Source organism: Stenotrophomonas sp. Steno-Z1, assembly GCF_056393175.1.
In genome coordinates this window covers 617,201-641,270 of sequence record NZ_JBWJPB010000002.1, presented here as the reverse complement: position 1 = coordinate 641,270, position 24,070 = coordinate 617,201, and the positions used below count along the sequence as shown (strand labels likewise).

Sequence of the window (24,070 nt, the reverse complement as noted above, 5' to 3'; positions counted from 1 at the left end):
GCAACGCCTCCAGAGGCAGGATGGGAATCCTCTGGCGGCGGCTGGAGGTAACGATGGGCCGCATGATGCCGCATCTGCGGCTGCGGCGAAAGGCACCGGCTATCGCTGGATGCTGGGGCGCGCGATTGCGCGACCCTCCACCCGCCGCGTGCACGAACTCAATTGGCCTGGCGGCAGTCGCGCAGATGGACCCGAGACGGCCCGACGTCATCCACGGTGCCGGCCAAGGTCACCCAGTCATTCGGGCGCAACGTCCCGGCCAGGGCAGATTGATCGTCCGCCAGGGTGCACTCGACCGCGTAGTTGGCCCGGTTGCTGTCCCGGCCCTCGCGCAGGCGCAGCACCCCCTTCTTGCGGGTCACCAGATACGCCACCTCCACCGTCTTCCTGTCCAGCGGATCGACCGTGACCGTATAGACCTGCCCATCGATGCGCAGGCGCTGCCCGAGAAAGCGGATCTGCATCGGCTGGTACCCGGCATGCGGCGCCATCTTCCCGGTGAACGCGCCCTTCAGCCCGCTGGCATTGAGCGAGCGCTGCGTCGCCTCGCTCTCCTTCTCCAGCGCGACCGACAACGAGACCGCATCGATATCGATCACCTTGTCCGTGCCGCTGGCGCTGCGGGCCGCCGCGGCGATGGCGGCGCCCTCCTTGCCGGGCTTGAGCGAGTTCAGCAGGCCACACATTGCCGTCCGCGCGTTTTCCGGCGTCATGGTCTGGCCCGGCGCCAACCGTGTCCGCAGCGAGACCTGACCGCCCGCCTCGGCCGTGGTCAGCACCACCAGCGGCGGATTGGCACTGTTCGCCACCAGGTACAGCGTGCCCTTCTTCGGCGTGATCAGGTCGTTGCCGACCACGAACTTTTCCCGCACCGCGCCCGCGCGGACCTGGCCCAGGGCGCTGTCCACCGCCAGGCCCGGGACCGTCACCTGCGCGATGTAGACCTGCCCATTGCGCGCATCGCCCACGATCTGGAACCCGGCGTCGCAGCTGGCGGCGTGTGCCGCCGACGTCGAGGCCAGCAGCGCGATGGCAAGAAGGCGGATCCTGTAATTCGGCATGCACATGCTCCCTGTGGATGGCGTGGAAGGGATTCCTTTCCTGCCCGAGGGCCTGATCTTAAGTCAGCCCGGCGGCACGACACCATGAAGAAGGCCGGGCACCGGAAAGGGTGCCCGGCCTGCCCAGCGCCGACGCAACTCACCCTGCGGGAACGGGCGCATCTTCGGCGATCAGTCGCTCCTGCTTGAGCTCGGCCCACAGCCCGGACGGCACCGCGATCGCCATCGAGGCCACGTTGGCCTGCACCTGTTCGGCAGTGCGGGCACCGGGAATGATCGCCGAAACCACCTCGGGCGCGTCGGCGAACTGCAGCGCCACCGTGCGCAGGTCCACGCCGTGACGGTCGCAGACGGCCTGCACCTTCGCGCGCTTTTCCGGTGCCCACGACGGCACCGTGCCGTCATAGAGATACCGGTCGCGACCGGCCAGATAACCCGCCAACAGCGGCGAACCGACCACCACCGACGCGCCGTGTGCCGCGATCTTCGGAAAGGTCGCATGCAGGGCCTCGTCATGGTCCAGCAGCGAGTACTGGCAGGCCAGCAGGAAGATGTCCGGGTCCGCTTCGGCGATCGCGCGCAGGGCGGGCTCGGGGCGATTGACGCCGAACCCCCAGGCCTTGATCAGCCCCTCCTCGCGCATCCGGGTCAACGCCGGCATCGCGCCCTTCGCAGCCTCGGCGAAACGCTGCTCCCACGGCATCCCGAGATCTTTTTCGTTGTCCGGCGACAGGTCGTGGATGAACACCACGTCCAGCTGCGAGACACCGAGCCGGTTGAGGCTGTCCTCGACCGAACGGCGAACACCATCGGCGGAATAGTCGTAGCGGTAGTGGAACGGCGACGGGTCCTGCCACATCGTGTCCTGCAGTTCGCCACGGGTTGCGGTCAGCAACCGCCCCACCTTGGTGGACAAGGTGTAATCGCGCGCCGGGTGGGTATGCAGATGATGACCATACCGCCGCTCGCTCAGACCCAGCCCGTACCACGGCGAGGTATCGAAACAGCGCACGCCTGCCGCATACGCGGCTGCCAGCGTCTGCTCGCTCTGCGCATCGGTGCTGGCCGCGAATCCGTTGCCGATCGCCACCCCACCTAGCCCCAGGCGGGTCAGCGGACGGTAACGCCCGCCCGGCTGCGCGGGGTTGCCCCGCAATGGCGTCGCCGCCGTTCGGCCCCGGGTGGGCAGCACGCTGCCCGGGCCGGCGGACTGCGCCATCAACGGCGAGGCGGCGAGCGCCGCGGTACCGGCAGCGGCAACGGAGAGGAAGTGGCGACGTGTGTTCACGGCGACTCCTGTTTCTGCGGGGGAAGCAGACAGCTTCGCAGAGCGGCGGTGCAGAGCATGCCTGCGCCGCGTCAAGGCAGCGGCAACAGTTCGCCTTCCCGTCTTGCCGTTGCTCAGCCCTGGTCCGCGCCGGCGGCGAGCAGCATCGACTCGATCTCGCGGTAGCCGCGCCGGCGCGCATGCTGCAAGGGGGTGACGCCGTCACCGTCGGCCAGGTTCACATCCGCCTTCGCGTCGATCAGCTGACGGACGATCTGCACGTGCCGGGGACCGCCATCACTCAGGATGATCGCCTCCAGCAGTGCAGTCCATTGCAGGTTGTTGACGTGATCCACATTGACGCCGGCCGCGATGAGCATCGCCACCGCCTGCACATGCCCGCGTTCGGCAGCCGGAATGAGTGCGGTGCCCCCGTAGCGGTTGGTGCTCTTCAGATCCGCCCCGGCCGCCAGGGTCGCCTGCAGGATCTCCAGATGCCCTCGCGCCCCGGCGTACAGGTACGGGCTGTCCTGGATCGCATCCTTGGCATTCACGTCGGCACCGGCCTGGATCAGCGCACGCGCTGCATCCACGTGGTTGTGGCGGGTGGCCACCAGCAGCGGCGTCGCCTTGGCTGCATCGCGTGCGTCCACCGCCGCGCCCTGCCCCAGCAGCGTCCGCACGGCCGCGTCATCGCCCTTTTCCGCCGCCCGATGCAGGCGCTCGTCCAACGATGCAGCACTGACCGGCATGACCATGCCCATCAGCATGCCCAGGACCACCCAGCCACGTAGCGACATCCGTTGAATCGACATTCTTGCTCCTTACGCCGGCAGCGCCAGGGGATGTCGGCGCTCGACAAGAACGTAGCCGAGTCGCCGTTGCAGCACCAATGAAGAATGCGGATCGAGGTCATGTGCCGTTCGAATAGTCCCGCCGAGCCCCCCTCCCGACGTCATGCGAGGCTGCGCTGTAGTCACTACGAAAACGCATCCCCTGCTGCATCACGCCTCATGTGGCGTGCGTGATCTCGCGCCAGGCGGCGGCGTTCCACCGCGCCGGGCTGGCAGCGGCGGCACCTGCAGCGGGGCGGCGGGTCTGCGCGAGGACTACGGCGATCACTGCTACACCGCCTGCCTGATCGACCCGGATGGGCACAGGATCAAGGCGGTGATCCACGCACCGATCCAGTCGCCCGGCAGCGCGAGCGCGCCCGGCGCGAGCCAAAGAAAAAGGCCTCCGTGCTCGCGCACGAAGGCCTCTTCTACTACTGGCGGAGCGGGAGGGATTCGAACCCTCGATAGAGTTTTAAGCCCTATACTCCCTTAGCAGGGGAGCCCCTTCAGCCACTCGGGCACCGCTCCAGTGTTCTGGTTCCGCCGCTGCCGTGTTTCATCTCAGCGGGGGCGCGAATAATAACGTTTTCCGCGCCCGAAGGTAAAGCCTTAATCCGAAGAATTTTCACTTCCGGATGCATTCGGCTCATCGCCGCGCTGGATCCGCTGGTAAATCTCTTCGCGGTGCACGGCCACGTCCTTCGGAGCGGTGATACCGATACGCACCTGGTTGCCCTTGACGCCGAGCACGGTCACGCTGACCGAGTCACCGATCATCAGGGTTTCGCCTACGCGGCGAGTCAGGATCAACATTTTTGCAAGTCTCCAGGGAACCGGTGGATCTTCCCCACCGGCTCGGCGCCCAGCCAAGGAACGCCACACGACAAAGGGAAAGGATTCGCCATAGTACCGTCAGGCCTCCCGCGCCTTCAAGGAGCAGGAGGCTTCAGGGTGTTCAGATACGGGGGGTGACCCAACCCACGACTGCGGCAAGCGCAGAAGCAAGGGCGGGCCCGTCCTCGCCACCACCCTGGGCGAGATCCGGGCGGCCGCCGCCCTTGCCCCCGATCTGACTGGCGATGTGGGACAACAGTTCCCCCGCCTTGACCTTGCCCATTGCACTGCCGTTCACGCCCGCAACCAGCGCGGCCTTGCCGTCCTGGGTGCCGGCCAGCACGATCACCGCATCGCCCAGCTGCTGCTTGAGGCGGTCCATCGCGTCGCGCAGCGCCTTGGCATCGAAGCCTTCCAGGCGCGAGGCCAGGATCTTGACGCCATTGACCTCCACCGCCGCCGCACCGAGATCGGCGGTGGCACCGGCGGCCTGCTTGGCCTTGAGTGCGTCCAGTTCGCGTTCGAGCTTCTTCTGGCGCTCACCGAGCTGGCGGATCTTGTCGACCACGTCGCCAGCATTGCCGCCGAGCAGTGCGGCCGCTTCACTCAGCTGCGCTTCCTCATGGGCCACGTAATCCAGGGCGCCCTGCCCGGTCACCGCTTCGATGCGGCGCACGCCCGAGGACACGCCGCCTTCGGAGGTGATCTTGAACAGGCCGATGTCGCCCGTGCGCGAGACATGCGTACCGCCACACAGTTCGGTGGAGTAGTCGCCCATCTTCAGCACGCGCACATGCTCGCCGTACTTCTCGCCGAACAGCGCCATCGCGCCGAAGTCGAGCGCTTCCTGCATGCCCATGGTGTGGACTTCAGCGGCGTTGTTGGCACGCACCTGCTCGTTGACCTTGCGCTCGATGACCGCCAGGTCCCCGGCGCTGATCGGCGCGAAGTGCGAGAAGTCGAAGCGGAGGCGATCGGGCGCGACCAGCGAGCCCTTCTGCTGCACGTGGGTACCCAGCACTTCGCGCAGGGCGGCATGCAGCAGGTGGGTCGCCGAGTGGTTGAGAATGGTCGCGCCGCGGCGCTGGCCATCCACCTGGCCGGACAGCACGTCGCCGACCTTGAGGGTTCCCTCGGTGAGCTTGCCCACGTGCCCATGGAACTGGCCCGCGAACTTCTGGGTGTCGCTGACGTCCACCTGCACGCCGGCGCCGGACAGGGTGCCGTTGTCGCCGACCTGGCCACCGGACTCGGCGTAGAACGGGGTCTGCTGGGTCAGCACGATGACGTCGTCACCGGCCTGGGCACGCTCCACCGGGCGGCCGTCCTTGAGGATGGCGACCACGGTGAGGTCGTCGGCCTGCAGACGGTCGTACCCGAGGAACACGGTCGGCTTGAGCGTGGCGACCAGATCGGCCGACAGGGTCACGCCGCCGCCAAACTTGCCGGCCGCGCGCGCGGTCTCGCGCTGGGTGTCCATCGCGGCATTGAAGCCGTCGATGTCCACGGTCAGGTTGCGCTCGCGCGCGATGTCCTGGGTGAGATCGAGCGGGAAGCCGTAGGTGTCGTACAGGCGGAACGCATCCGCGCCCGGGATCACGCCATTGCCGACCTTGGCCGCCACGTCGTCGAAGATCTTCATGCCCGAGTCGAGCGTTTCAGCGAAGCGCTCTTCTTCGGCCTGCAGGGCGCGCACGACGGTGTCGGCCTGCGCCGGCAGTTCCGGATAGGCCTCGCCCATCTGCTCGACCAGGGTCGGCACCAGCTTGCTGAAGAACGGCTGGCGCACGCCCAGCATCCAGCCATGGCGCAGGGCGCGGCGGATGATCCGGCGCAGCACGTAGCCGCGACCTTCGTTGGACGGCAGCACGCCATCGACGATCAGGAACGAGCAGGCGCGGATGTGATCGGCGATCACGCGCAGCGACTTGTTCTCCAGATCGGCCATGCCGGTCAGTTCGCTGGCCTTGCGGATCAGCGCCTGGAACAGGTCGATTTCATAGTTGGTGTGGACGTGCTGCAGGATCGCGGCCAGACGCTCCAGGCCCATGCCGGTATCCACGCACGGGGCCGGCAGCGGTACCAGGGTGCCGTCGGGCTGGCGGTCGAACTGCATGAAGACCAGGTTCCAGATCTCGATGAAGCGGTCGCCGTCTTCATCCGGCGAGCCCGGCGGGCCACCGGCGATGTGGTCGCCATGGTCGTAGAAGATCTCGGTGCACGGGCCGCACGGGCCGGTTTCGGCCATCTGCCAGAAGTTGTCCGAGGCAAACGGCGCGCCCTTGTTGTCGCCGATGCGCACGATCCGGTCTTCCGGAATGCCGATCATGTCGCGCCACAGCGCGTAGGCCTCGTCATCGGTCTGGTAGACGGTGACCAGCAGACGCTCGGCGGGCAACTTCCAGACCTGGGTCAACAGCTCCCACGCCCAGGCGATGGCATCCTTCTTGAAGTAGTCGCCGAACGACCAGTTGCCCAGCATTTCGAAGAAGGTGTGGTGGCGCGCGGTATAGCCGACCTGGTCCAGATCGTTGTGCTTGCCACCGGCGCGCAGGCAGCGCTGGACGTCCGCGGCGCGCACGTAGCTGCGCTTCTCGGCGCCAAGGAATACGTCCTTGAACTGCACCATGCCGGAGTTGGTGAACAGCAGGGTCGGATCATTGCCCGGCACCAGCGGCGCCGACGGCACGATGGTGTGGCCCTTTCCCTTGAAGAATTCAAGGAAATCGCTGCGGATCTGGGAGGTAGTGAATTTGACGGATGCGTTCATGGGGGCTGGCTTTGTGCGGGCCGGCCGGTCCTTGGCACACAGCCCCAATGGCCGGGTGTCGCTGCAGGACCGCCGAAACCACAAAGGGTATCAGGCCCGGAGCCCTCAGTCGTCAGGGTCGTAACGGGTGGCGCGGCGGATGGTATCCCCGTCGAAGCCCCGCCGGGCCAGCAGATCGGCCGCTTTCCGGCGCTGGGCCAGCTCCTGCGGGCCGCCGTCGCCGAAGCGGCGGCAGACCAGATCACGCGCATTCTCGCCCCAATCGCCCTCGAAGGTGTCCATGGCCAGGGCGATCTGCTCGCTGTCCAGCCCGTGGGTCCCCAGTTCGGCGCGGATATGGAGGGGGCCGTAGCCGGTATTGGCGCGGACGCGCACCAGGTTCTCGGCGAACCGGGTGTCGTCCTGCCAGCCGGCCTCGCTCAGTTTGTCCACCGCCGCCACCGCAGCCTCGGTTTCGATGCCCCGGGCCTGCAGCTTGCGGGTCAGCTCCTTGCGGGAGTGCTCGCGCCGCACCAGCAGGCCCAGCGCCCGCTGGACCGGGGTCTGTTCGATGACGCGGCGTTTACGGCGCGGTGCCGGGGCGTCGGAGTCCTGCATGGCAACCTTTCAATCAGATGCGCCGTCCCTGGCGCTCCCCCCGTCGGGGGAATACGGAAACCGCGGGACAGGGCTGGCGTCACTGACGGCGCCGCCCTGCCCCGCAGGAAACTTACTCGTCGGCGTCCTCGGCGTCGTCGCCGCCTTCGCGTGAGGCTTCCGCCGGCTGGAACTTCTCGCGCAGTTCGGCTTCCAGGCGCTGGGCGATCTGCGGGTTGTCGCGCAGGTAGCCGCGGGCGTTGTCCTTGCCCTGACCAATGCGCTCTTCACCGTAGCTGTACCAGGCGCCGGCCTTCTCGACCAGCTTGGCGTCCACGCCCATGTCGATCAGTTCGCCTTCGCGGCTGATGCCTTCGCCGTACAGGATCTCGGTGATGACCTGCTTGAACGGGGGCGCCAGCTTGTTCTTGACGACCTTGATCTTGGTCTGGTTGCCAATGATCTCATCGCCCTTCTTGATCGCGCCGATGCGGCGGATGTCCAGGCGCACCGAGGCATAGAACTTCAGCGCATTGCCGCCGGTGGTCACTTCCGGGCTCTGGCCCGGCATCATGACGCCGATCTTGTGGCGCAGCTGGTTGATGAACACCACCAGCGTGTTGGAACGCTTGATGTTGCCGGTCAGCTTGCGCAGCGCTTGGCTCATCAGGCGGGCCTGCAGGCCCGGCAGCTGGTCGCCCATTTCGCCTTCGATTTCGGCCTTGGGGGTCAGCGCGGCGACCGAGTCGACCACCACGATGTCCACCGAGCCGGAGCGGACCAGCATGTCGGCGATTTCCAGCGCCTGCTCACCGGTATCCGGCTGGGACAGCAGCAGGTCATCGACATTGACACCCAGCTTGGCCGCGTAGATCGGATCCAGGGCGTGCTCGGCATCGATGAAGGCGGCGGTGCCGCCCTTCTTCTGGCATTCGGCGATCGCCTGCAGGGTCAGGGTGGTCTTGCCCGAGGACTCCGGGCCGTAGATTTCCACGACACGGCCCTTGGGCAGGCCGCCGATGCCGAGTGCGATGTCCAGCATCAGCGAACCGGTCGGAATGACCTCGACCGCTTCGACGACGCGGTCGCCCATGCGCATCACGGCGCCCTTGCCGAACTGCTTTTCGATCTGGCCCAGGGCAGCGGTAAGGGCGCGCTTTTTGTTCTCGTCCATCGGAGTGGTCCTTGCAGAGGTCGTATCGGTGGAGGTGCTGTCTTTGGAAGTCTTCTTGGCCATGGGGTCACTTTAAGGCTGGCGTATCGCACAGGCTGAGATTCTGCCCGGCGTTCGGAAAAAAATTATCGGACATCCGTACCAACCTCAGCGGAACCAGAGAATCGCCACAAAAGACCGTGCAGGTAGTGCGTAATGGAAGGATCAGCGGTTGGGGCGCAGCAGGCCGCAGTACAGGCCTTCGATCGCGAAATCCTGGTCGGGCAGGACTTCGATCGGCTTGTAGTCCGGATTGCGCGGCAGCAGGCGGATGCGGTCCTTGCCCATCTTCAGCAGCTTGACGGTGATCTCATCATCGATCCGCGCCACGACGATCTGGCCGGAGCGGGCGTCGCGGGTGCGGTGCACACCGATGAGATCGCCGTCGAAGATGCCTTCGTCGATCATCGAGTCGCCCTGCACCTTGAGCAGGTAATCCGGCGCGGGCGAGAAGAACACCCGGTCCAGCACCACGAAATCGTCCGAGCCGATGTCCGCCCCGATGGGCAGACCCGCTGCGACCCGGCCCAGCACCGGCAGGCGCAGCACATGATCCGGCAGCGCGGGTACCGACAGCGAGGCCGGCAGGCCGTCCTGCAAGGGCGGCGCCTGGACCAGCCGGATGCCGCGGGCCTGGCCGGGGATGCGGCGGATCGCCCCCGCCTGCTCCAGCGCCTCCAGGTGGTACTGGGCGGCGCGCACGCCCTTGAAGCCAAAGGCGCGTGCGATTTCAGTCTGCGACGGCGGTGCGCCATCGGTCTCGATACGCTCGGCGATCAACTGCAGGATCGCCTGCTGGGTGTCGGTCAGTTCCATGGTTAGTAGTATTACTACTAACGGGGTGGGCACGCAAGTGCCCACCGAAGAAGAGCAGGAAGCAATGGGATCATCCCACCCCCACCAAAGCCCTCAGCAGTTCGTAGCCACCGACCGTTGGTCGGTGACCGCGCGCACGCGCGGCAATGCGTGACGGTGCGGTCGTGTCTCGGTTTCGGTCTTGTCTCCGGGGTTTAGCCTATGCAACCCCAAGGGTCAGACGCTCATGGGCGGCAGACGAAGGGCAGCGTCGGGCCGGCGATCATATGAGCCGGCCGGGAAAAGCAGCCGACCAACGGTCGGCTCTACCGAGGTGGGCACGCAAGTGCCCACCGAGGAAGAGCAGGAAGCAATGGGATCATCCCACCCCCACCGAAGCCGTCGTAGCCACCGACCGTTGGTCGGTGGCCGCGCGCACGCGCGGCAATGCGTGGCGGTGCGCTTGCGTGTCGGTTTCTCTCTTGTCTCCGGGGTTTAACCCATGCAACCCCATGGGTCAGACGCTCATGGGCGGCAGACGAAGGGCAGCGATCATAAGAGGCGCGCCGGGAAAAGCAGCCGACCAACGGTCGGCTCTACCGAGGTGGGCACGCAAGTGCCCACCGAAGAAGAGCAGGAAGCAATGGGATCGTCCCACCCCCACCGAAGCCCTCAGCGGTTCGTAGCCACCGACCATTGGTCGTTGACCGCGCGCACGCGCGGCAATGCGTGACGGCGCGGTCGCGTGTCGGATTCGGCCTTGTCTCCGGGGTTTAAGCCGTGCAACCCCATGGGTCAGGCGCTCATGGGCGGCAGACGAAGGGCAGCGATCATAAGAGGCGCCCCTGGAAAAGCAGCCGACCAACGGTCGGCTCTACCGAGGTGGGCATGCAAATGCCCACCGAAGAAGAGCAGGAAGCAATGGGATCATCCCCACCCCCACCGAAGCCGTCGTAGCCACCGACCGTTGGTCGGTGACCGCGCGCACGCGCGGCAATGCGTGACGGCGCGGTCGCGTGTCGGTTTCGGCCTTGTCTCCGGGGTTTAACCCATGCAACCCCATGGGTCAGACGCTCATGGGCGGCGGACGAAGGGCAGCGATCAGGCCGGCGCTCATATGAGGCGCCCTAGCACAAGGCAGCCGACCAACGGTGGGCTCTACGGGGTTGGGTCGCGAGTGCCGAAGGACGGAAGGACGGAAGGCCGGCGGTCATGAGCGCCCCGGGAAAAGCAGCCGACCAACGGTCGGCTCTACGCGTGCTTTGCCGCGCTGGCGGCACGGCGCGGGGGCCTGCGGATCCCGGCGGCGAGAGCCCTACGGGTTCTTGCCGCTGCGCCAGATCGAGAACAGGATCCACACGCCGCAGACGCCGGCGCCGACGAAGCCCGCCACGCCGAGCGCCAGCAGCCAGCGGCTGGAGACGCCGCCCACGCTGTGCATCACGATGGACGAGCCGATGATCAGCGCGGCCGTCACGATGCCCATGACAAGGCGGTTGGCGGCGCGATTGACCTGGTCGCCAAACCCCTGCAACGCGGTGGTTTCCACCTTCAACTGCAGCCGGCCGCGGCGCGCCATCTGCAACAGGCGGCGCACGTCGCGTGGCAGGTCGCCAAGCAGGTCCATCACCCCGACCAGGCTGCGCTTGCCGCGCTTCAGCACGGCACCGGGCGCGTAGCGTTGCCACATCACCCGCTCCAGGTAGGGGCGCGCGGCGCTGGCCATGTCGAACTGCGGGTCGAGCTGGCGCCCCATGCCCTCCAGGGTCAGGAAGGTCTTGATCATCAGCGCCAGGTCGGCCGGAAGGGTCAGCGCGTACTGACGCAGCAGCGTGGTGATGTTGCCCAGCATCAGCCCCATGTGCAGGTCTTTGAGCGGCACGCCGCGGTACTGGTCGACGAAGGTGCTGATGTCCTGCTGGAGGCGCGATTCGTCCACGTCCACGCCGCCGGCCCAGTCCAGCAGCACGTCAGCCACCGACTCCGGCTCCTGGTTGACCAGCCCGTGCAGCAGCTGCGCGACCTGGAAGCGACGTTGTTCGGAGATGGCCCCGACCATGCCGAAATCGATCACCCCGATACGCCCGTCGCGCAGGTAGATGATGTTGCCCGGGTGCGGGTCGGCGTGGAAACAGCCGTCTTCGAGCACCATCTTGAGCACGATATGGGCGCCGCGGCGGGCGAGTTGGACGCGGTCCAGGCCGGCCGCATCGACGCCTGGCAGATCGCGCCCGGGAATGCCGTCGACGAAATCCTGCACGTTCAGGCTTTCGCAGGTCCACTGCCAGTGCACGTTGGGGATCAGGATGTCCTGGCGGCCCTGGAAATTGCGCGCGATGCGCTCGGCATTGCGGCATTCGGCGGCGAAGTCCAGCTCACGGCGCAAGGAGACCTGGAATTGCTGCACCACTTCGGCCGGGCGGTAGCGCTGCAGGTCCGGCAGGCGCGCCTCGACGATCTCGGCCAATCGCGCGAGCAGGCGCAGGTCGGCCTCGATCACCTCGCGGATCCCGGGCCGGCGGATCTTCAACACCACCGCGGTACCGTCCTGCAGCGTGGCGCGGTGCGCCTGCGCCAGCGAGGCGGCGGCCATCGGGGTTTCATCCAGCCACGCGAACACCTCGGTCGCCGGCGCGCCGAGGTCGGCCTCCAGCTGGTCGCGGACCTGGGCGTACGGCAGTGGCGGCACCGCGTTCTGCAGTTCGGAGAATTCGGCGATCCAGTCCGGCGGAAACAGATCCACGCGGGTGGCCAGCACCTGGCCGAGCTTGACGAACGTCGGCCCCAGGTCTTCCATCGCGCGACGCACCCGCACCGGGGCGGTCATGCGCAGCATCTCCGTGTCATTCCAGTGCAGCAGGCGCCCGGCGCGCTCGAGCACGTCGGCCAGGCCGATCCGGCGCACGAGGTCGCCAAAGCCATAGCGGATCAGGACCGAGGCGATTTCCTGCAATCGCCCCAGGTCACGCACGGTTCCCAGCGTTTCCCACATCGGTGCAACTCCTGTCCACGCACACCGTGAGGATGTCACACCGGGGCGAAAATTCCCGTCAGGGCCTGCTGCACGGTTTGCCGGCGGATGGCGTCACGGTCGCCGGCAAACTGGAACAGCTGCGCCCGGGCGTAACCACCGCGCTGCTTCCAGCCGATCCAGACGCTTCCGACCGGCTTGTCCGGGCTGCCGCCGCCGGGCCCGGCGATGCCGGTGACCGCCACGGCAACGCCGGCGCCGGAATTGACCAGCGCGCCGGACACCATCTCCAGCACGGTCTCGCGGCTGACCGCCCCGAACTGCTCCAGCGTCTGCGCGCGAACGCCCAGCAGGCGCTGCTTGGCTTCGTAGCTGTACACCACCATCCCGCAGTCGAAGAATGCCGACGAACCGGCGATATCGGTCATCGCCTTGGCGATCCAGCCGCCGCTGCAGCTTTCGGCACTGACCAGTTGCAGCGAGGCCTGCTGCAGGCGCTGGCCGACCTCTCGGGCAAGGACGCCGAGGTCGGCATCGGTGGGGACGCTCATGGAAATCCTGGTTCATCGGGGGACGGACGCCCCCTTTTTTAGCCGAATTCGACCGTCATGTCCCGTCCACGCGGCGCAACGACGTGTCGCGCCCGTGGAGCTGCCGCCGATCGGCGCGCAGGGCAGCCGGCGCGGGGCCGGCCACCACGGGTTACCACTCGGGCAGCTTCTCCGGCAGCAGCGCGCGGATGGGTTCACCGCCCTCGCCTGCGGCCAGCTTCTCGGCCTCGGCGATCGGCAGGTCGACGTCCAGCAGCCAGCCGTCTTCGTCGGCCTGTTCGCGGCGCACCACTTCCAGCTGGTGCAGGCGCGACCGCAAGCGGCCCGCGCTGGGCGGCAGGCGCAGTTCGCCGGTGACGTGCTGCAGGCCCAGGCGCTTGCCCAGCACCGACTGCAGCAACGGCAGGCCCGCCCCGTCGCGCGCGGAAATCCATACCCGTTCGCGGCGGGCGTCGTCGGGGATGCCGTCCTGCGCGTCGTGGCGGACGTCGGCGCCGTCGATGCGGTCGATCTTGTTGAACACCAGCAACTGCGGCAGGTCGCCCGCCCCCACCTCGGTCAACACTTCGTCGACCTGCGCGATGCGCTCCTCACGGTGCGGATCGGCGGCATCGACGATGTGCAGCAGGAAGTCGGCTTCGCGCGCCTCGCTCAGGGTGGAACGGAACGCGGCGACCAGTTCGTGCGGCAGGTCGCGGACAAAGCCCACGGTATCCGCGAGCACCACGCTGCCGCCCGGCACGATGATCCGGCGCACGGTCGGGTCGAGGGTGGCGAACAGCTTGTCGGCGGCATAGGCCTCGGCGCCGGTCAGGGCGTTGAACAAGGTCGACTTGCCGGCATTGGTGTAGCCCACCAGGGCCACGCGCGGCAGTTCGCTGCGCACGCGGGCACGGCGCATCTGGGTGCGCTGCACTTCGACCTTCTCCAGCTTCTTCTGCAGCTGTTCGACGCGCTTCTGCAACAGGCGGCGATCGGTTTCCAGCTGGGTTTCACCCGGGCCGCGCAGACCAATGGCACCACCGCGCTGGCGCTCCAGATGGGTCCAGCCGCGCACCAGCCGGGTGGCCATGTGCCGCAACTGCGCCAGCTCGACCTGCAGCTTGCCTTCGTGGCTGTGCGCACGCTGGGCGAAGATGTCCAGGATCAGGCCGGTACGGTCGATCACCCGGCGCTCCAGGAAGCGCTCCAGGTTGCGCTCCTGCACCGGCGACAGCGAATGGTTGACCAGGATCAGGTCGGCGCCGGTGGCATCGGCGGCCGCCTTGACCTCGTCCAGCTTGCCGCTGCCGATCAGGATCGATGGACTGGGTCGATCGATGCGCGCGGTCAACGTGGCCGCAATGCTGGCCCCGGCCGAGCGCGCCAGGTCGGTGAATTCTTCCAGCACGTCTTCTTCGAGCCGGCCGGCATGCGGCTGGATCAGGAGTGCGTGTTCGCCTCGCTTTGAACGGTCAAACACGCAGTTCTCCGGTAATACCGAACGGGTTACTCAACGTCGTCTTCACCTTGGACGCCATCGGCGCCACCTTCATTGGACTGCACATAGCCGCCGCCTGGGCCGACCCGCACATTGCGCGCCGGCACCACGGTCGAGATGGCGTGCTTGTACACCATCTGGCTCACCGTATTGCGCAGCAGCACCACGAACTGGTCGAACGATTCAATCGTTCCCTGCAGCTTGATGCCATTGACCAGATACACCGACACCGGCACGCGTTCGCGCCGAAGTGCATTCAGAAACGGATCCTGCAGCGATTGCCCCTTGGACATTGCGAACTCCTGATTATTGTTTTTATGGTCTTCCGGCAGTTCCGCGGCCCCCGCCGCCCACCGGAATCCTTGATGGTACACGGGCCGGAGGGGGGAAGGCGTGGAGTCAGCGTGCGACGAAGGCCGACACCGCATCCGCCAGGGAAGCCTGATCCAGATGGGGGTCGAACCAGCGCACATCAAGCTCCCCCCGCAGCCAGGTCAGCTGGCGCTTGGCCAGCTGGCGGGTGGCCTGGATGCCGCGTTCACGGAACTGGCTGGCACTGCCCTGCCCGTCGAGGAACTCCCACGCCTGGCGATAGCCGACGGCGCGGATGGCAGGGAGGTCCAGCGGCGCGGCCACCCCGGCCATTTCCGGCAACGCACGCAGCGCCCGCACCTCGTCCAGCAGGCCCTGCGCCAGCATGGCGTCGAAACGGGCTTCGATGCGCTGGTGCAGGACGCTGCGCTCGCGCGGGGCCAGCACCAGCTTCAGGGTGCGCACCGGCAGCCGGTCCACGCCGGGCAGCTTCTGCCAGTCACTGATCGGCGTGCCACTGAGCCGGTACACCTCCAGCGCGCGCTGGATGCGCTGCGGATCGGTGGCATGGATGCGCGCGGCCGCGGCCGGGTCGACCCTGGCCAGCTCGGCATGCAGCGCCTGCCAGCCGTGGGCGTTGGCCTCCTCCGCGATGCGGGCACGGGTATCGGGGTCGGCCGGCGGCATCGGCGACAGGCCCTGCAGCAGGGCGCGGAAATACAGCCCGGTGCCGCCGGCCAGGATCGGCATGCGGCCGCGGGCCACGATGTCGGCCACCGCGCGCGCCGCATCCACCGCGAACTCGGCCGCCGAATAGGGTTGCCACGGATCGCGCAGGTCCAGCAGGTGGTGGGGCGCCTGCGCGCGCTCGGCCGCGTCGGGCTTGGCCGACCCGATGTCCAGTCCGCGATAGACCAGCGCGGAATCGACGCTGACGATCTCCCCGCCCAACTGGCGGGCGAGCGCGATCGCGGTGGCGGTCTTGCCCGAGGCGGTCGGGCCCATCACCGCGATCGCCAGCGGGCGGCGGTCGATGCCCATCAGTCCTCGTCCGGCCAACGCGGCATGGCCGGTGCCGCAGCGGCACGCGGCATCGGCACCGCATCCACCGCCGCCCAGACCTTGAGTGCGTCGACGGTGGCCGCCACGTCATGGACGCGCAGGATCGCCGCGCCGCGCTGGGCGGCGATCAGGTGCGCGGCGACCGAACCGGCCACGCGTTCGCGCGGCGCGGCCCGGCCGGTCAGCTCGCCGATGCTGCGCTTGCGCGACAGCCCGGCCAGCATCGGCACGCCCAGTTCCAGGAACCGCGCCGAGCGCGCCAGCAGGATCATGTTGTGTTCGGTGGTCTTGCCGAAGCCGAAGCCCAGGTCGATCACCAGGTTCTTCTTCGCGATGCCCGCCATTTCGGCGGCAAACAGGCGCTCGGCCAGGAACCGGTGCACCTCGGCGACCACGTCATCGTAATGCGGGGTGTCCTGCATGCTGCCGGGCTCGCCCTGCATGTGCATCAGCACCACCGGCACGCCGAGGTCGGCCGCCGCGGCCAGCGCGCCCGGCTGGCGCAGTGCGTGGATGTCGTTGAGCATGCCGGCGCCGGCGGCCACCGCGGCACGCATCACCTCCGGCTTGAAGGTGTCGATGCTGATCGGCACCGTGGTCTGCGCGGCCAGCTGCTCGATCACCGGGATCACCCGACGCAGCTCTTCGTCCAAGGGCACGGGCGCACTGCCCGGGCGGGTGGATTCGCCACCGATGTCCAGCAGGTCGGCCCCCTCGGCCACCAGTTGCAGGCCATGCGCGACCGCGGCTGCCAGCGTGTCATGCGCGCCGCCATCGGAGAACGAATCCGGGGTGACGTTGACCACGCCCATCACGCGCGGGCGATCAAGCCGCAGCACGCGGCCGCCGCAATCAAGCTGGGGGGAAATGTCGAACATGGGCCGGTCCACGAAGTACGCCAGCGCGTAGTTTACGCCGGCGTACCCGGGTACCCGTCAGAAGTCGCCGAGGCGGGCGTTGTCGGTCGGATTGGCCAGCCATTCGGCCAGGTCGCCGCCGATCGCGGTGACCACGCGCTCCAGCACGTCGCAGGAGCCCTTGAAACCACCGAAGGCGCCACCGCGCGAGGTCCGTCGTGCCGTCACCGCGGCGACCTTCTGGCCGTCCTGGAACAGCACGCCACGTGCGGTCGCCGATTTGAAATGGCCTGAAAACGCATTGCCGGCGCTCTGCGCCTCCACCAACTCCAGCTGCAGCACGCGACCACTGCCGGGGCTCACCGGAGCGCTGTCGAACACGATCCGGTTGCCATGCGCGGGCGCACTGCTGCCGAGCGCGCTGGCCAGCTGCGTGCCCATCCGGCACTCGGCCTTGATGTTGTCGGCGATGTAGGCCGATTCGGAAAACGGCACCGGATCCTGCACGTGGATATCGGCCGCCAACGCGGGCGCGGTACAGCACAACAGCACCGCAAGCGCGGCGCACGACGAATGACGCATGGACTTCCCCCTGAAAAGTGGTGGCGCGAGCGCAGGCTGCGAACGGCGCCGGCTGCATCCTGCCGCGCCCGCCGCCGCCATGCAAGCGTCGCTCAGCGTTGCTGGCGGCGCTTGCGATCCACGTACAGGGTTTTGGCGATGCTCAGCAGGATGCCCAGCGCGATGCCGATACCGGCGCCCAGCAGGAAGTTGTCGCGGAACAGGCCGATGCCAACGCCGACAACCGTGGCAATCACCATCTCGGCGGTATGCGATACCGGGGTGGGGGGCGTGGTGGACATGGCAACTCCGCGACGAAGGACAGGAACGAGCGCCGCATTATCGCGCGGAAACGACAAAGGCCGGGTCACCCCGGCCTTTGCCATTCACATCCGCGCCCGCTTACAGCTGCTCGGCGGGACCGGCGATGGGCGGCACCGGACGGGCGTCGCCGCCCTTGTCGTTGTTGTTGCTGCTGCCGCCATCCTTGTTCGACTTGCTCCAGCCCATCGGCGGCGGCGGATCGCGGCCCTCCATGATGGCGTCGATCTGCGGCGCGTCGATGGTTTCGTACTGCAGCAGCAGCTGGGACATGGTGTGCAGCTTGTCGAGGTTGGCCGTGACCAGCTCGGTGGTACGGGCGTACGCCTTGTCCAGGATGCTGCGCACCACTTCGTCGATGCGGCGGGCGGTGTCGTCGGAGACGCTCTTGTGCTGGGTCACCGAACGGCCGAGGAACACTTCATCGTCCTCTTCGCCGTAGGCGATCGGGCCAAGCTCGTCGGACAGGCCCCACTTGGTGACCATGTTGCGGGCCATCTTGGTGGCGCGCTCGATGTCGTTGGACGCACCGGTGGTGACCTTGTCGGTGCCGAAGATCAGCTCTTCGGCCACGCGGCCGCCATAAAGCGAGCACAGCTGCGATTCGATCGCGACGCGGTTCATCGAGTACTTGTCGCCTTCCGGCAGGTACATGGTCACGCCCAGCGCACGACCGCGCGGGATGATGGTCACCTTGTAGACCGGATCGTGCTCGGGCACCAGGCGGCCGACGATGGCATGGCCGGCCTCGTGGTAGGCGGTGAGCGTCTTCTCTTCTTCGCTCATCGCCATCGAACGGCGCTCGGCACCCATCAGGATCTTGTCACGGGCCCGGTCGAAGTGGTCCATGCGGACCTCCTTCTCGCCACCACGCGCGGCGAACAGCGCCGCTTCGTTGCACAGATTTGCGAGGTCCGCACCGGAGAAACCCGGGGTACCACGCGCGATCACCATCGGCTCGACGTCGTCGGCCAGCGGCAGCTTGCGCATATGCACCTTGAGGATCTGCTCGCGGCCGCGCACGTCGGCCAGGCCGACCACCACCTGGCGGTCGAAACGGCCCGGGCGCAGCAGCGCCGGGTCAAGCACGTCCGGACGGTTGGTGGCGGCAATGACGATCACGCCCTCGCCTCCCTCGAAGCCATCCATCTCGACCAGCAGCTGGTTCAGGGTCTGCTCGCGCTCGTCATGGCCGCCACCCAGGCCGGCACCGCGATGGCGGCCGACGGCGTCGATTTCGTCGATGAAGATGATGCACGGCGCCTGCTTCTTGGCCTGTTCGAACATGTCGCGCACGCGGCTCGCGCCGACGCCCACGAACATTTCCACGAAGTCCGAACCGGAGATCGAGAAGAACGGCACCTTCGCCTCGCCGGCGATGGCGCGGGCCAGCAGGGTCTTGCCGGTACCGGGCGGGCCGACCATCAGCACGCCGCGCGGGATCTTGCCGCCCAGCTTGGTGAACTTGGTCGGGTCGCGCAGGAAGTCGACCAGCTCGCCGACCTCTTCCTTGGCTTCGTCGCAACCGGCCACGTCGGCGAAGGTGACCTTGATCTGGTCTTCGCCCTGCAGCTTGGCGCGCGACTTGCCGAAGGACATGGCGCCCTTGGAGCCGCCACCGCCGCCCTGCATCTGCCGCATGATGAACAACCAGAAGCCGATGATCAGGATCACCGGAAGGAAGTTCATCAGGATCGAGCCCAGCGAAATACCGCTGGACGGCTCCTCCTGGACGATTTCCACGTTCTTGCCACGCAGAATGTTGATCAGGTCGCGATCGGGGGGCGCAGTGATGGTGGTCGACTGGCCGCCACGGGTGGTGTAGGAGAGCTGGCTGGTGCCGCCGCGGACATCCCCGGCGAAGGTCACCTTCTGGACGTTGCCGCTGTCCACCTGGTCCAGGAACTGCGAATACGTAGCGCCCTGGGCACTCGCGCCGTTCGGCTTGGGCGAGAAGCTCTGGAACACCACCATCAGCACCACGGCGACGACCACCCATAGCAGGAGGTTCTTGGTCAAGTCGTTCATCCTCATTGGCTCCGGTGTTCCTCTAATTCCTGACGCGATTCGTATGGTTGAGCTTACTTGATCTGCGCGCGTTTGCCCCGCCCCAGGGCATACACCTCGGGGGAGCGCTTGCGGGACGCTTCCGGCTTGCGGATGACCACCTTGTCGTACCGACGGCGCATCTCGCGCACGTAGTCGTCAAAGCCCACGCCCTGGAACAGCTTGATCAGGAACGCGCCACCCGGCTTGAGATGGTTGTCGGCAAAATCCAACGCCAACTCCGCCAGGTGCATCATCCGCGGTTGGTCGACCGCGTCCATACCACTTTTATTGGGGGCCATATCCGACAGCACAAGGTCTACTGGCTGATCCCCCAGCATCGCCTCGAACTCCGATAGGACGGTTTGCTCCCTGAAGTCACCGTGAAGGAACTCCACGCCGGCCAGCGGCGGCATCTCCAAGATGTCCAGGGCCAGCACCCGCCCGGTGTCGCCGATCTGGCGCCGGACCTGCTGGGACCAGCCCCCCGGCGCGGCACCGAGGTCGACCACCACCATGTGCGGCTTCAGCAGCCGGTCACGCTCGAGCAGCTCCTCCAGCTTGTAGGCCGCGCGCGAGCGCATGCCCTCTGCCTGGGCCTTCTTCACGAAGGGGTCGGAAAAGTGTTCTTTCAACCAGCGTTGACTGCTCTTGCTACGGGAAGCCATTGGTAATAGGGCCGGAACGGGTGGTCATGATACCCTGATCGCCCCAGTTAACCGCTTGTTCCTGAATGTCTATTGCCCTGACCTCTGCCCAGACCCGCTTCCTCCGCGGCCATGCCCATGATCTGAAAGCCCTGCTGCAGATCGGCGGCAAGGGGGTCACCCCGGCCTTCCTGGCCGAACTGGACGAAGTTCTGGAACGCCACGAGCTGATCAAGGTGAAGGTGGCCGCCGAAGACCGCGATGCCCGGGACGCCATGATCGCCGAGCTTGCCGCCGCCTCCGGCAGCGCCCTGGTGCAGCGCATCGGCCATGTGGCCGTGCTGTACCGCCCCAGCAAGGAACAGCGCCAGATCGTCCTGCCGCGCGGCTGATCCGGGAATCCGAGATGCAACTGAGCCACGAACTGCCCGATTACGCTTACGCGCTGCGCGCTGCCGATGGCCGCACCGCGAAGGTGAATGACCGCACCCTGGCCAGCAGCTTCGTGCTGACCCCGGACACGCTGATCGAAGCCTGGCCGGTGGCCGATATCTCGGCACTGACCCCGGAACACCTGCAGCCGGTGCTGGCCCTGAACCCCGCGCTGGTAGTGCTGGGTACCGGAGCGACCCAGGTGTTCCCGCCCGCCGCGGTGATGGCCGCCTGCCTCACCCGTGGCATCGGCCTGGAAGTGATGAACAACCCGGCTGCGGCCCGCACCTTCAACATCCTGGCCGGCGAAGGCCGCAAGGTGGCGGCGGCCTTCATCCTGACCGGTTGAAATGCGCTGATTCTGTTCAGAAAAGGCCGCCAATGGCGGCCTTTTTCGTGGGCCGCGCGGGTCCAGCCACCGATGGGTGGCTGCCCCGGCCGATCGGTTACCGCGGCGGCAGGTACAGCAGCGGGTCGACCGGCTTGCCGTTGTAGCGGATCTCGAAGTGCAGCATGTCGCGGGTGGTCCCGGTGCGGCCCATCTCGGCGATCTGCTCGCCCGCCTTCACGCTCTGGCCTTCGTTGACCAGGCGCTTGCGGTTGTGGCCATAGGCCGACAGCCACTGGTCGCTGTGCTTGATGATGATCAACTCGCCGAAGCCGACCAGGCCGGCACCGGAGTACACCACCACACCCGGGGCCGTGGCCCGCACCGGCTGGCCGCTGCTGCCGGCGATGTCCACGCCCTGCTTGGTCACGTCGGCGCCGACGAACTTGCCGACCAGCGCGCCATCGGCCGGCCAGCGCCAAGCGATGTTGCTCTTGATCGCGGTCGTCGGCGACGGCGTGGGCGCCGGCGTGGGCGCGGTGCCTGGACGCGGCGCGGTCACCACCGTGGTGGGCGCGCGACCCGGCGTGGCACCGCCGGGGTACAGCTTCAGCGTCTGCCCCGGGTAGATCGTGTACGGCTCGGCCAGGCCGTTCCAGGCGGCCAGGTCGCGCGGGGTGATGTTGTGGATACGGGCCAGCGCGTACAGCGTGTCGCCCCGCCGTACCACGGCGGTCTGGCCCGGCTTGGCCACCGAGGTCTGCGGCGTGGTGTGCACGCTGCGGCCGCCCGGCGCCGGTTTCACCACGGTGGCGGTGCCGCACGCACTCAGCATGGCCACGGCCAGCACCAGCGTGCCAGCACGCAACCCCCTGCTCAAACGATCAGCACTCATGCGAACTTCGACCTCCAGACTAGCCAGGCGACCAGCGCCACGACCAGCACGGTCGCGATCCAGCCCAGCGGTTCAATCCAACGCCGCAGCGCAGCTTCCGCGCGCGGGCCACCAATACGGATGACCGCGGCCAGCACGAATACGCGCTTGCCCCGGCCGATCAACATGCTCAGGAAGTACTGCGGCAGCGGCACGCCGACGATACCCGATGCCCAGGTGAAGACCTTCATCGGGATCGGCATGAAGCCGCCCAGCACCAGGAAGGTGAACACCGCCCACGGCGACTCGGCCATCTTGGCCTGCACCACCGCGATGCCGCCTTCGATGCTCGGCAGCATCCCCAGCGCGGCGAACACCGGCTTGAGCGCCTCGAAGGCAAAATGCCCCAATGCGTAGCCGACCAGCGCGCCGGCCATCGAGCCGGCCAGGCTCAGCGTGGCGAACCACCAGCCGCGCTTGGGCTGGGCCACGCACATCGGCGCCAGCATCACCTCGGGCATCACCGGGAAGATGATCGCCTCGATGAAGCTCAACACCGTCAAATAGGTGGGCGCGCGCTCGTGCGCGGCCCATTTCATCGCCCGCTCGTACAGCGGACCAAAGATCTTCATGACGCCACGCTCCTGTGAATCAATCCAGCATGCCAGACAGCAGCGGCACGAACGTGACCGGCGCCAGCACCTGGTGTTCGATGCTGCCATCGATGCGGCGGGTCAGTTGCACCAGCGACTGCGCACCCGGCCCGCCGACCGGCGCCACCAGCCGCCCGCCGACCGCCAACTGCTCGACCAGCGCATCCACCAGCGCCGGGGCGGCGGCGGTGACCACGATCGCGTCGAACGGGCCATGCTCGGCCCAGCCGACCCGGCCGTCGTCGTGCTTGGTGCGGATATTCATGCCCAGCGCGCGGAAGCGCTTGCGCGCCTGGCGCAGCAGGTCGCCGATGCGTTCGACCGTGTAGACCTCCAGCCCCAGCGCGCCCAGGATGGCGGCCTGGTAACCGGAGCCGGTGCCCACCTCCAGCACGTTCTTCGGCGCCGACTGCAGCACCGCCTCGGTCATGCGCGCCACCACCCAGGGCTGGGAGATGGTCTGCCCGTGGCCGATCGGCAGCGCGGTGTCTTCATACGCGCGCGAGGCCAGTGCCTCGTCGATGAACAGGTGCCGCGGCACCACGCGGATCGCGTTGAGCGTGTCCTCGTCGGCGATGCCGGCCTCGCGCAGGCGTTCGACCAGGCGGTCGCGCACGCGCTGGGAGGTCATGCCGATGCCGACCGCTTCAGGTTGCAGGCGCAGACGCTGGCTCATGCCGGTCGGTCCAGCGCAGCCGTCAGGCCACCGACCCAACTGGCCACCTTTTCCAGCGCCTGGTAACGGGTGAGATCGACCTGGATCGGGGTGATGGAGATGTAGCCACTGCGCACGGCGTGGAAATCGGTCCCCGGGCCCGAATCCTGCTCGCGCCCGGCCGGCCCGATCCAGAACACCTCGTTGCCGCGCGGGTCACGCTGGGCGATGCAGCCTTCGGCGCGGTGACGGTTGCCCAGGCGGGTCACCTCGAAGCCGCGGATCTGACTCCACGGCAGGTCCGGCACGTTGACGTTGAGGATGGTGTCGGCCGGCAGCGGATCGGCCTTGAGCCGGGTCACGATCTCCACGGCGGCGCGCGCGGCGGTCTCGAAGTTGCGCGGCTCGTGGTTGTGCGTCACCAGCGACATCGCCACCGCCGGCAACCCCAGGAACCGACCTTCCATCGCCGCCGACACGGTGCCGGAGTAGATGACGTCATCGCCCAGGTTGGCCGCGTTGTTGATGCCGGAGACCACGATGTCCGGTTCGTACTCGAGCACGCCGGTGAGTGCCAGGTGCACGCAGTCGGTCGGGGTGCCCGCCACCGAACAGGTGTAGTGGTCGATGCGCTTGAGCCGGATCGGCAGGTCCAGGGTGAGCGAGTTGCTGGCACCGGAGCGGTCGCGATCCGGCGCGAACACCGTCACCTCATGCCCTGCGTCACGCAATACCGAGGCAAGCATCCTGATCCCCGGCGCGTCGACGCCATCGTCGTTGCTGACCAGAATCCGCATCTGCGATTTAACCGCTTGATTTTTCAAGACTTCGATTCCATCACTTTCCAGCGTTGGCGGAGCCGGCGCGGCCCCAGATGGGGCGGGTCGACCGCGCAAGTGCGTCAGCTATTGTGCCGCAAGCGGGCAGATCGGCCTACCCCGGCGACGGTAGGCAGCGGCCGTGCCATG

At 67.4% G+C, this 24,070-nt stretch carries 24 protein-coding genes and 1 tRNA gene; 2 read left to right on the top strand and 23 right to left on the bottom strand.

The features are described 5' to 3' along the window. Positions 1–158: 158 nt before the first annotated feature. The 19 genes from AC06FD_RS09700 to rlmE all read right to left on the bottom strand — a co-directional run bounded on the left by AC06FD_RS09700 (position 159) and on the right by rlmE (position 20,181). A complete protein-coding gene (locus AC06FD_RS09700) occupies positions 159–1,061 on the bottom strand; it encodes a hypothetical protein (protein ID WP_394164445.1) in 903 nt (300 codons plus the stop codon). 139 nt (positions 1,062–1,200) lie between these two features. After that, the gene (locus AC06FD_RS09695) at positions 1,201–2,349 is read right to left on the bottom strand and encodes an aldo/keto reductase (protein ID WP_478047754.1); all 1,149 of its coding nucleotides are present in this window, start codon (positions 2,347–2,349) and stop codon (positions 1,201–1,203) included. A gap of 113 nt (positions 2,350–2,462) precedes the next feature. Then, positions 2,463–3,143: an ankyrin repeat domain-containing protein gene (locus tag AC06FD_RS09690; protein WP_478077646.1), complete on the bottom strand. Its 681-nt coding sequence runs from the start codon at positions 3,141–3,143 to the stop codon at positions 2,463–2,465. Between the two features lie 456 nt (positions 3,144–3,599). Next, a tRNA-Ser gene (locus tag AC06FD_RS09685) sits at positions 3,600–3,692 on the bottom strand. Between the two features lie 81 nt (positions 3,693–3,773). Next, on the bottom strand, positions 3,774–3,977 hold the full coding sequence (gene csrA, locus AC06FD_RS09680; protein WP_019183311.1) for a carbon storage regulator CsrA: 204 nt from the start codon (positions 3,975–3,977) through the stop codon (positions 3,774–3,776). Between the two features lie 142 nt (positions 3,978–4,119). Further along, positions 4,120–6,768, bottom strand: coding sequence for an alanine--tRNA ligase (alaS, locus tag AC06FD_RS09675; protein ID WP_478077645.1), 2,649 nt, complete (start codon positions 6,766–6,768; stop codon positions 4,120–4,122). A gap of 105 nt (positions 6,769–6,873) precedes the next feature. Next, positions 6,874–7,365, bottom strand: a complete 492-nt coding sequence (recX, locus tag AC06FD_RS09670) for a recombination regulator RecX (RefSeq protein WP_478077644.1) — start codon at positions 7,363–7,365, stop codon at positions 6,874–6,876. A 112-nt stretch (positions 7,366–7,477) separates the two neighbouring features. Then, positions 7,478–8,518: a recombinase RecA gene (gene recA, locus AC06FD_RS09665; protein WP_259204618.1), complete on the bottom strand. Its 1,041-nt coding sequence runs from the start codon at positions 8,516–8,518 to the stop codon at positions 7,478–7,480. Positions 8,519–8,722: 204 nt separating this feature from the next. Beyond that, positions 8,723–9,373: a transcriptional repressor LexA gene (lexA, locus tag AC06FD_RS09660; RefSeq protein ID WP_259204611.1), complete on the bottom strand. Its 651-nt coding sequence runs from the start codon at positions 9,371–9,373 to the stop codon at positions 8,723–8,725. 1,294 nt (positions 9,374–10,667) lie between these two features. Then, positions 10,668–12,344: a 2-polyprenylphenol 6-hydroxylase gene (gene ubiB / locus AC06FD_RS09655; RefSeq protein WP_259204610.1), complete on the bottom strand. Its 1,677-nt coding sequence runs from the start codon at positions 12,342–12,344 to the stop codon at positions 10,668–10,670. Positions 12,345–12,379: 35 nt separating this feature from the next. Further along, complete coding sequence (locus AC06FD_RS09650; protein WP_394164451.1) at positions 12,380–12,874, bottom strand: CinA family protein; 495 nt, start codon at positions 12,872–12,874, stop codon at positions 12,380–12,382. Between the two features lie 151 nt (positions 12,875–13,025). Then, a complete protein-coding gene (gene hflX, locus AC06FD_RS09645) occupies positions 13,026–14,336 on the bottom strand; it encodes a ribosome rescue GTPase HflX (RefSeq protein ID WP_478077643.1) in 1,311 nt (436 codons plus the stop codon). Between the two features lie 26 nt (positions 14,337–14,362). Then, complete coding sequence (hfq, locus tag AC06FD_RS09640) at positions 14,363–14,647, bottom strand: RNA chaperone Hfq (RefSeq protein WP_038689130.1); 285 nt, start codon at positions 14,645–14,647, stop codon at positions 14,363–14,365. Between the two features lie 106 nt (positions 14,648–14,753). Next, a complete protein-coding gene (gene miaA / locus AC06FD_RS09635) occupies positions 14,754–15,707 on the bottom strand; it encodes a tRNA (adenosine(37)-N6)-dimethylallyltransferase MiaA (RefSeq protein ID WP_478077642.1) in 954 nt (317 codons plus the stop codon). Continuing rightward, a complete protein-coding gene (gene folP / locus AC06FD_RS09630; protein ID WP_259204606.1) occupies positions 15,707–16,606 on the bottom strand; it encodes a dihydropteroate synthase in 900 nt (299 codons plus the stop codon). The genes miaA and folP overlap by 1 nt, the downstream gene beginning before the upstream one ends. A 57-nt stretch (positions 16,607–16,663) precedes the next feature. After that, positions 16,664–17,167 (bottom strand): hypothetical protein, encoded by a 504-nt coding sequence (locus AC06FD_RS09625; protein ID WP_394164455.1) that lies wholly within the window; start codon positions 17,165–17,167, stop codon positions 16,664–16,666. Positions 17,168–17,259: 92 nt separating this feature from the next. Beyond that, positions 17,260–17,448, bottom strand: a complete 189-nt coding sequence (locus tag AC06FD_RS09620) for a hypothetical protein (RefSeq protein WP_259204604.1) — start codon at positions 17,446–17,448, stop codon at positions 17,260–17,262. Positions 17,449–17,548: 100 nt separating this feature from the next. Further along, positions 17,549–19,495, bottom strand: a complete 1,947-nt coding sequence (gene ftsH, locus AC06FD_RS09615) for an ATP-dependent zinc metalloprotease FtsH (protein WP_394164456.1) — start codon at positions 19,493–19,495, stop codon at positions 17,549–17,551. Between the two features lie 53 nt (positions 19,496–19,548). Then, positions 19,549–20,181, bottom strand: a complete 633-nt coding sequence (gene rlmE, locus AC06FD_RS09610; RefSeq protein WP_259204595.1) for a 23S rRNA (uridine(2552)-2'-O)-methyltransferase RlmE — start codon at positions 20,179–20,181, stop codon at positions 19,549–19,551. A gap of 65 nt (positions 20,182–20,246) precedes the next feature. Here rlmE and yhbY point away from each other — a divergent pair, with 65 nt between their 5' ends. Together yhbY and AC06FD_RS09600 are read left to right on the top strand one after the other, a co-directional pair. Further along, positions 20,247–20,552 (top strand): ribosome assembly RNA-binding protein YhbY, encoded by a 306-nt coding sequence (gene yhbY, locus AC06FD_RS09605; RefSeq protein WP_259204588.1) that lies wholly within the window; start codon positions 20,247–20,249, stop codon positions 20,550–20,552. Positions 20,553–20,566: 14 nt separating this feature from the next. After that, entirely contained in the window at positions 20,567–20,941 is a 375-nt protein-coding gene (locus AC06FD_RS09600) for an Mth938-like domain-containing protein (protein WP_259204580.1), read from the top strand. Between the two features lie 97 nt (positions 20,942–21,038). Here the strand turns inward: AC06FD_RS09600 and AC06FD_RS09595 are convergent, their stop codons facing one another. The 4 genes from AC06FD_RS09595 to surE are packed head-to-tail and all read right to left on the bottom strand — an operon-like array spanning position 21,039 to position 23,899. Then, positions 21,039–21,815, bottom strand: a complete 777-nt coding sequence (locus AC06FD_RS09595; RefSeq protein ID WP_478077641.1) for a peptidoglycan DD-metalloendopeptidase family protein — start codon at positions 21,813–21,815, stop codon at positions 21,039–21,041. Continuing rightward, positions 21,812–22,426, bottom strand: coding sequence for a YqaA family protein (locus tag AC06FD_RS09590; RefSeq protein WP_394164457.1), 615 nt, complete (start codon positions 22,424–22,426; stop codon positions 21,812–21,814). The genes AC06FD_RS09595 and AC06FD_RS09590 overlap by 4 nt, the downstream gene beginning before the upstream one ends. A gap of 19 nt (positions 22,427–22,445) precedes the next feature. Beyond that, on the bottom strand, positions 22,446–23,123 hold the full coding sequence (locus AC06FD_RS09585; RefSeq protein ID WP_478077640.1) for a protein-L-isoaspartate(D-aspartate) O-methyltransferase: 678 nt from the start codon (positions 23,121–23,123) through the stop codon (positions 22,446–22,448). Further along, positions 23,120–23,899, bottom strand: coding sequence for a 5'/3'-nucleotidase SurE (gene surE, locus AC06FD_RS09580; protein ID WP_478047746.1), 780 nt, complete (start codon positions 23,897–23,899; stop codon positions 23,120–23,122). The genes AC06FD_RS09585 and surE overlap by 4 nt, the downstream gene beginning before the upstream one ends. Positions 23,900–24,070: the final 171 nt, after the last annotated feature.

What these genes read in the sequence shown, in the direction of transcription:
- AC06FD_RS09700 (WP_394164445.1), bottom strand. Translation starts at nt 1,061, where the DNA reads ATGCCGAATTACAGGATCCGCCTTCTTGCCATCGCGCTGCTGGCCTCG.
- AC06FD_RS09690 (WP_478077646.1), bottom strand. Translation starts at nt 3,143, where the DNA reads ATGTCGATTCAACGGATGTCGCTACGTGGCTGGGTGGTCCTGGGCATG.
- csrA (WP_019183311.1), bottom strand. Translation starts at nt 3,977, where the DNA reads ATGTTGATCCTGACTCGCCGCGTAGGCGAAACCCTGATGATCGGTGAC.
- alaS (WP_478077645.1), bottom strand. Translation starts at nt 6,768, where the DNA reads ATGAACGCATCCGTCAAATTCACTACCTCCCAGATCCGCAGCGATTTC.
- recX (WP_478077644.1), bottom strand. Translation starts at nt 7,365, where the DNA reads ATGCAGGACTCCGACGCCCCGGCACCGCGCCGTAAACGCCGCGTCATC.
- recA (WP_259204618.1), bottom strand. Translation starts at nt 8,518, where the DNA reads ATGGACGAGAACAAAAAGCGCGCCCTTACCGCTGCCCTGGGCCAGATC.
- lexA (WP_259204611.1), bottom strand. Translation starts at nt 9,373, where the DNA reads ATGGAACTGACCGACACCCAGCAGGCGATCCTGCAGTTGATCGCCGAG.
- ubiB (WP_259204610.1), bottom strand. Translation starts at nt 12,344, where the DNA reads ATGTGGGAAACGCTGGGAACCGTGCGTGACCTGGGGCGATTGCAGGAA.
- AC06FD_RS09650 (WP_394164451.1), bottom strand. Translation starts at nt 12,874, where the DNA reads ATGAGCGTCCCCACCGATGCCGACCTCGGCGTCCTTGCCCGAGAGGTC.
- hfq (WP_038689130.1), bottom strand. Translation starts at nt 14,647, where the DNA reads ATGTCCAAGGGGCAATCGCTGCAGGATCCGTTTCTGAATGCACTTCGG.
- miaA (WP_478077642.1), bottom strand. Translation starts at nt 15,707, where the DNA reads ATGGGCATCGACCGCCGCCCGCTGGCGATCGCGGTGATGGGCCCGACC.
- folP (WP_259204606.1), bottom strand. Translation starts at nt 16,606, where the DNA reads ATGTTCGACATTTCCCCCCAGCTTGATTGCGGCGGCCGCGTGCTGCGG.
- AC06FD_RS09625 (WP_394164455.1), bottom strand. Translation starts at nt 17,167, where the DNA reads ATGCGTCATTCGTCGTGCGCCGCGCTTGCGGTGCTGTTGTGCTGTACC.
- AC06FD_RS09620 (WP_259204604.1), bottom strand. Translation starts at nt 17,448, where the DNA reads ATGTCCACCACGCCCCCCACCCCGGTATCGCATACCGCCGAGATGGTG.
- ftsH (WP_394164456.1), bottom strand. Translation starts at nt 19,495, where the DNA reads ATGAACGACTTGACCAAGAACCTCCTGCTATGGGTGGTCGTCGCCGTG.
- rlmE (WP_259204595.1), bottom strand. Translation starts at nt 20,181, where the DNA reads ATGGCTTCCCGTAGCAAGAGCAGTCAACGCTGGTTGAAAGAACACTTT.
- yhbY (WP_259204588.1), top strand. Translation starts at nt 20,247, where the DNA reads ATGTCTATTGCCCTGACCTCTGCCCAGACCCGCTTCCTCCGCGGCCAT.
- AC06FD_RS09600 (WP_259204580.1), top strand. Translation starts at nt 20,567, where the DNA reads ATGCAACTGAGCCACGAACTGCCCGATTACGCTTACGCGCTGCGCGCT.
- AC06FD_RS09595 (WP_478077641.1), bottom strand. Translation starts at nt 21,815, where the DNA reads ATGAGTGCTGATCGTTTGAGCAGGGGGTTGCGTGCTGGCACGCTGGTG.
- AC06FD_RS09590 (WP_394164457.1), bottom strand. Translation starts at nt 22,426, where the DNA reads ATGAAGATCTTTGGTCCGCTGTACGAGCGGGCGATGAAATGGGCCGCG.
- AC06FD_RS09585 (WP_478077640.1), bottom strand. Translation starts at nt 23,123, where the DNA reads ATGAGCCAGCGTCTGCGCCTGCAACCTGAAGCGGTCGGCATCGGCATG.
- surE (WP_478047746.1), bottom strand. Translation starts at nt 23,899, where the DNA reads ATGCGGATTCTGGTCAGCAACGACGATGGCGTCGACGCGCCGGGGATC.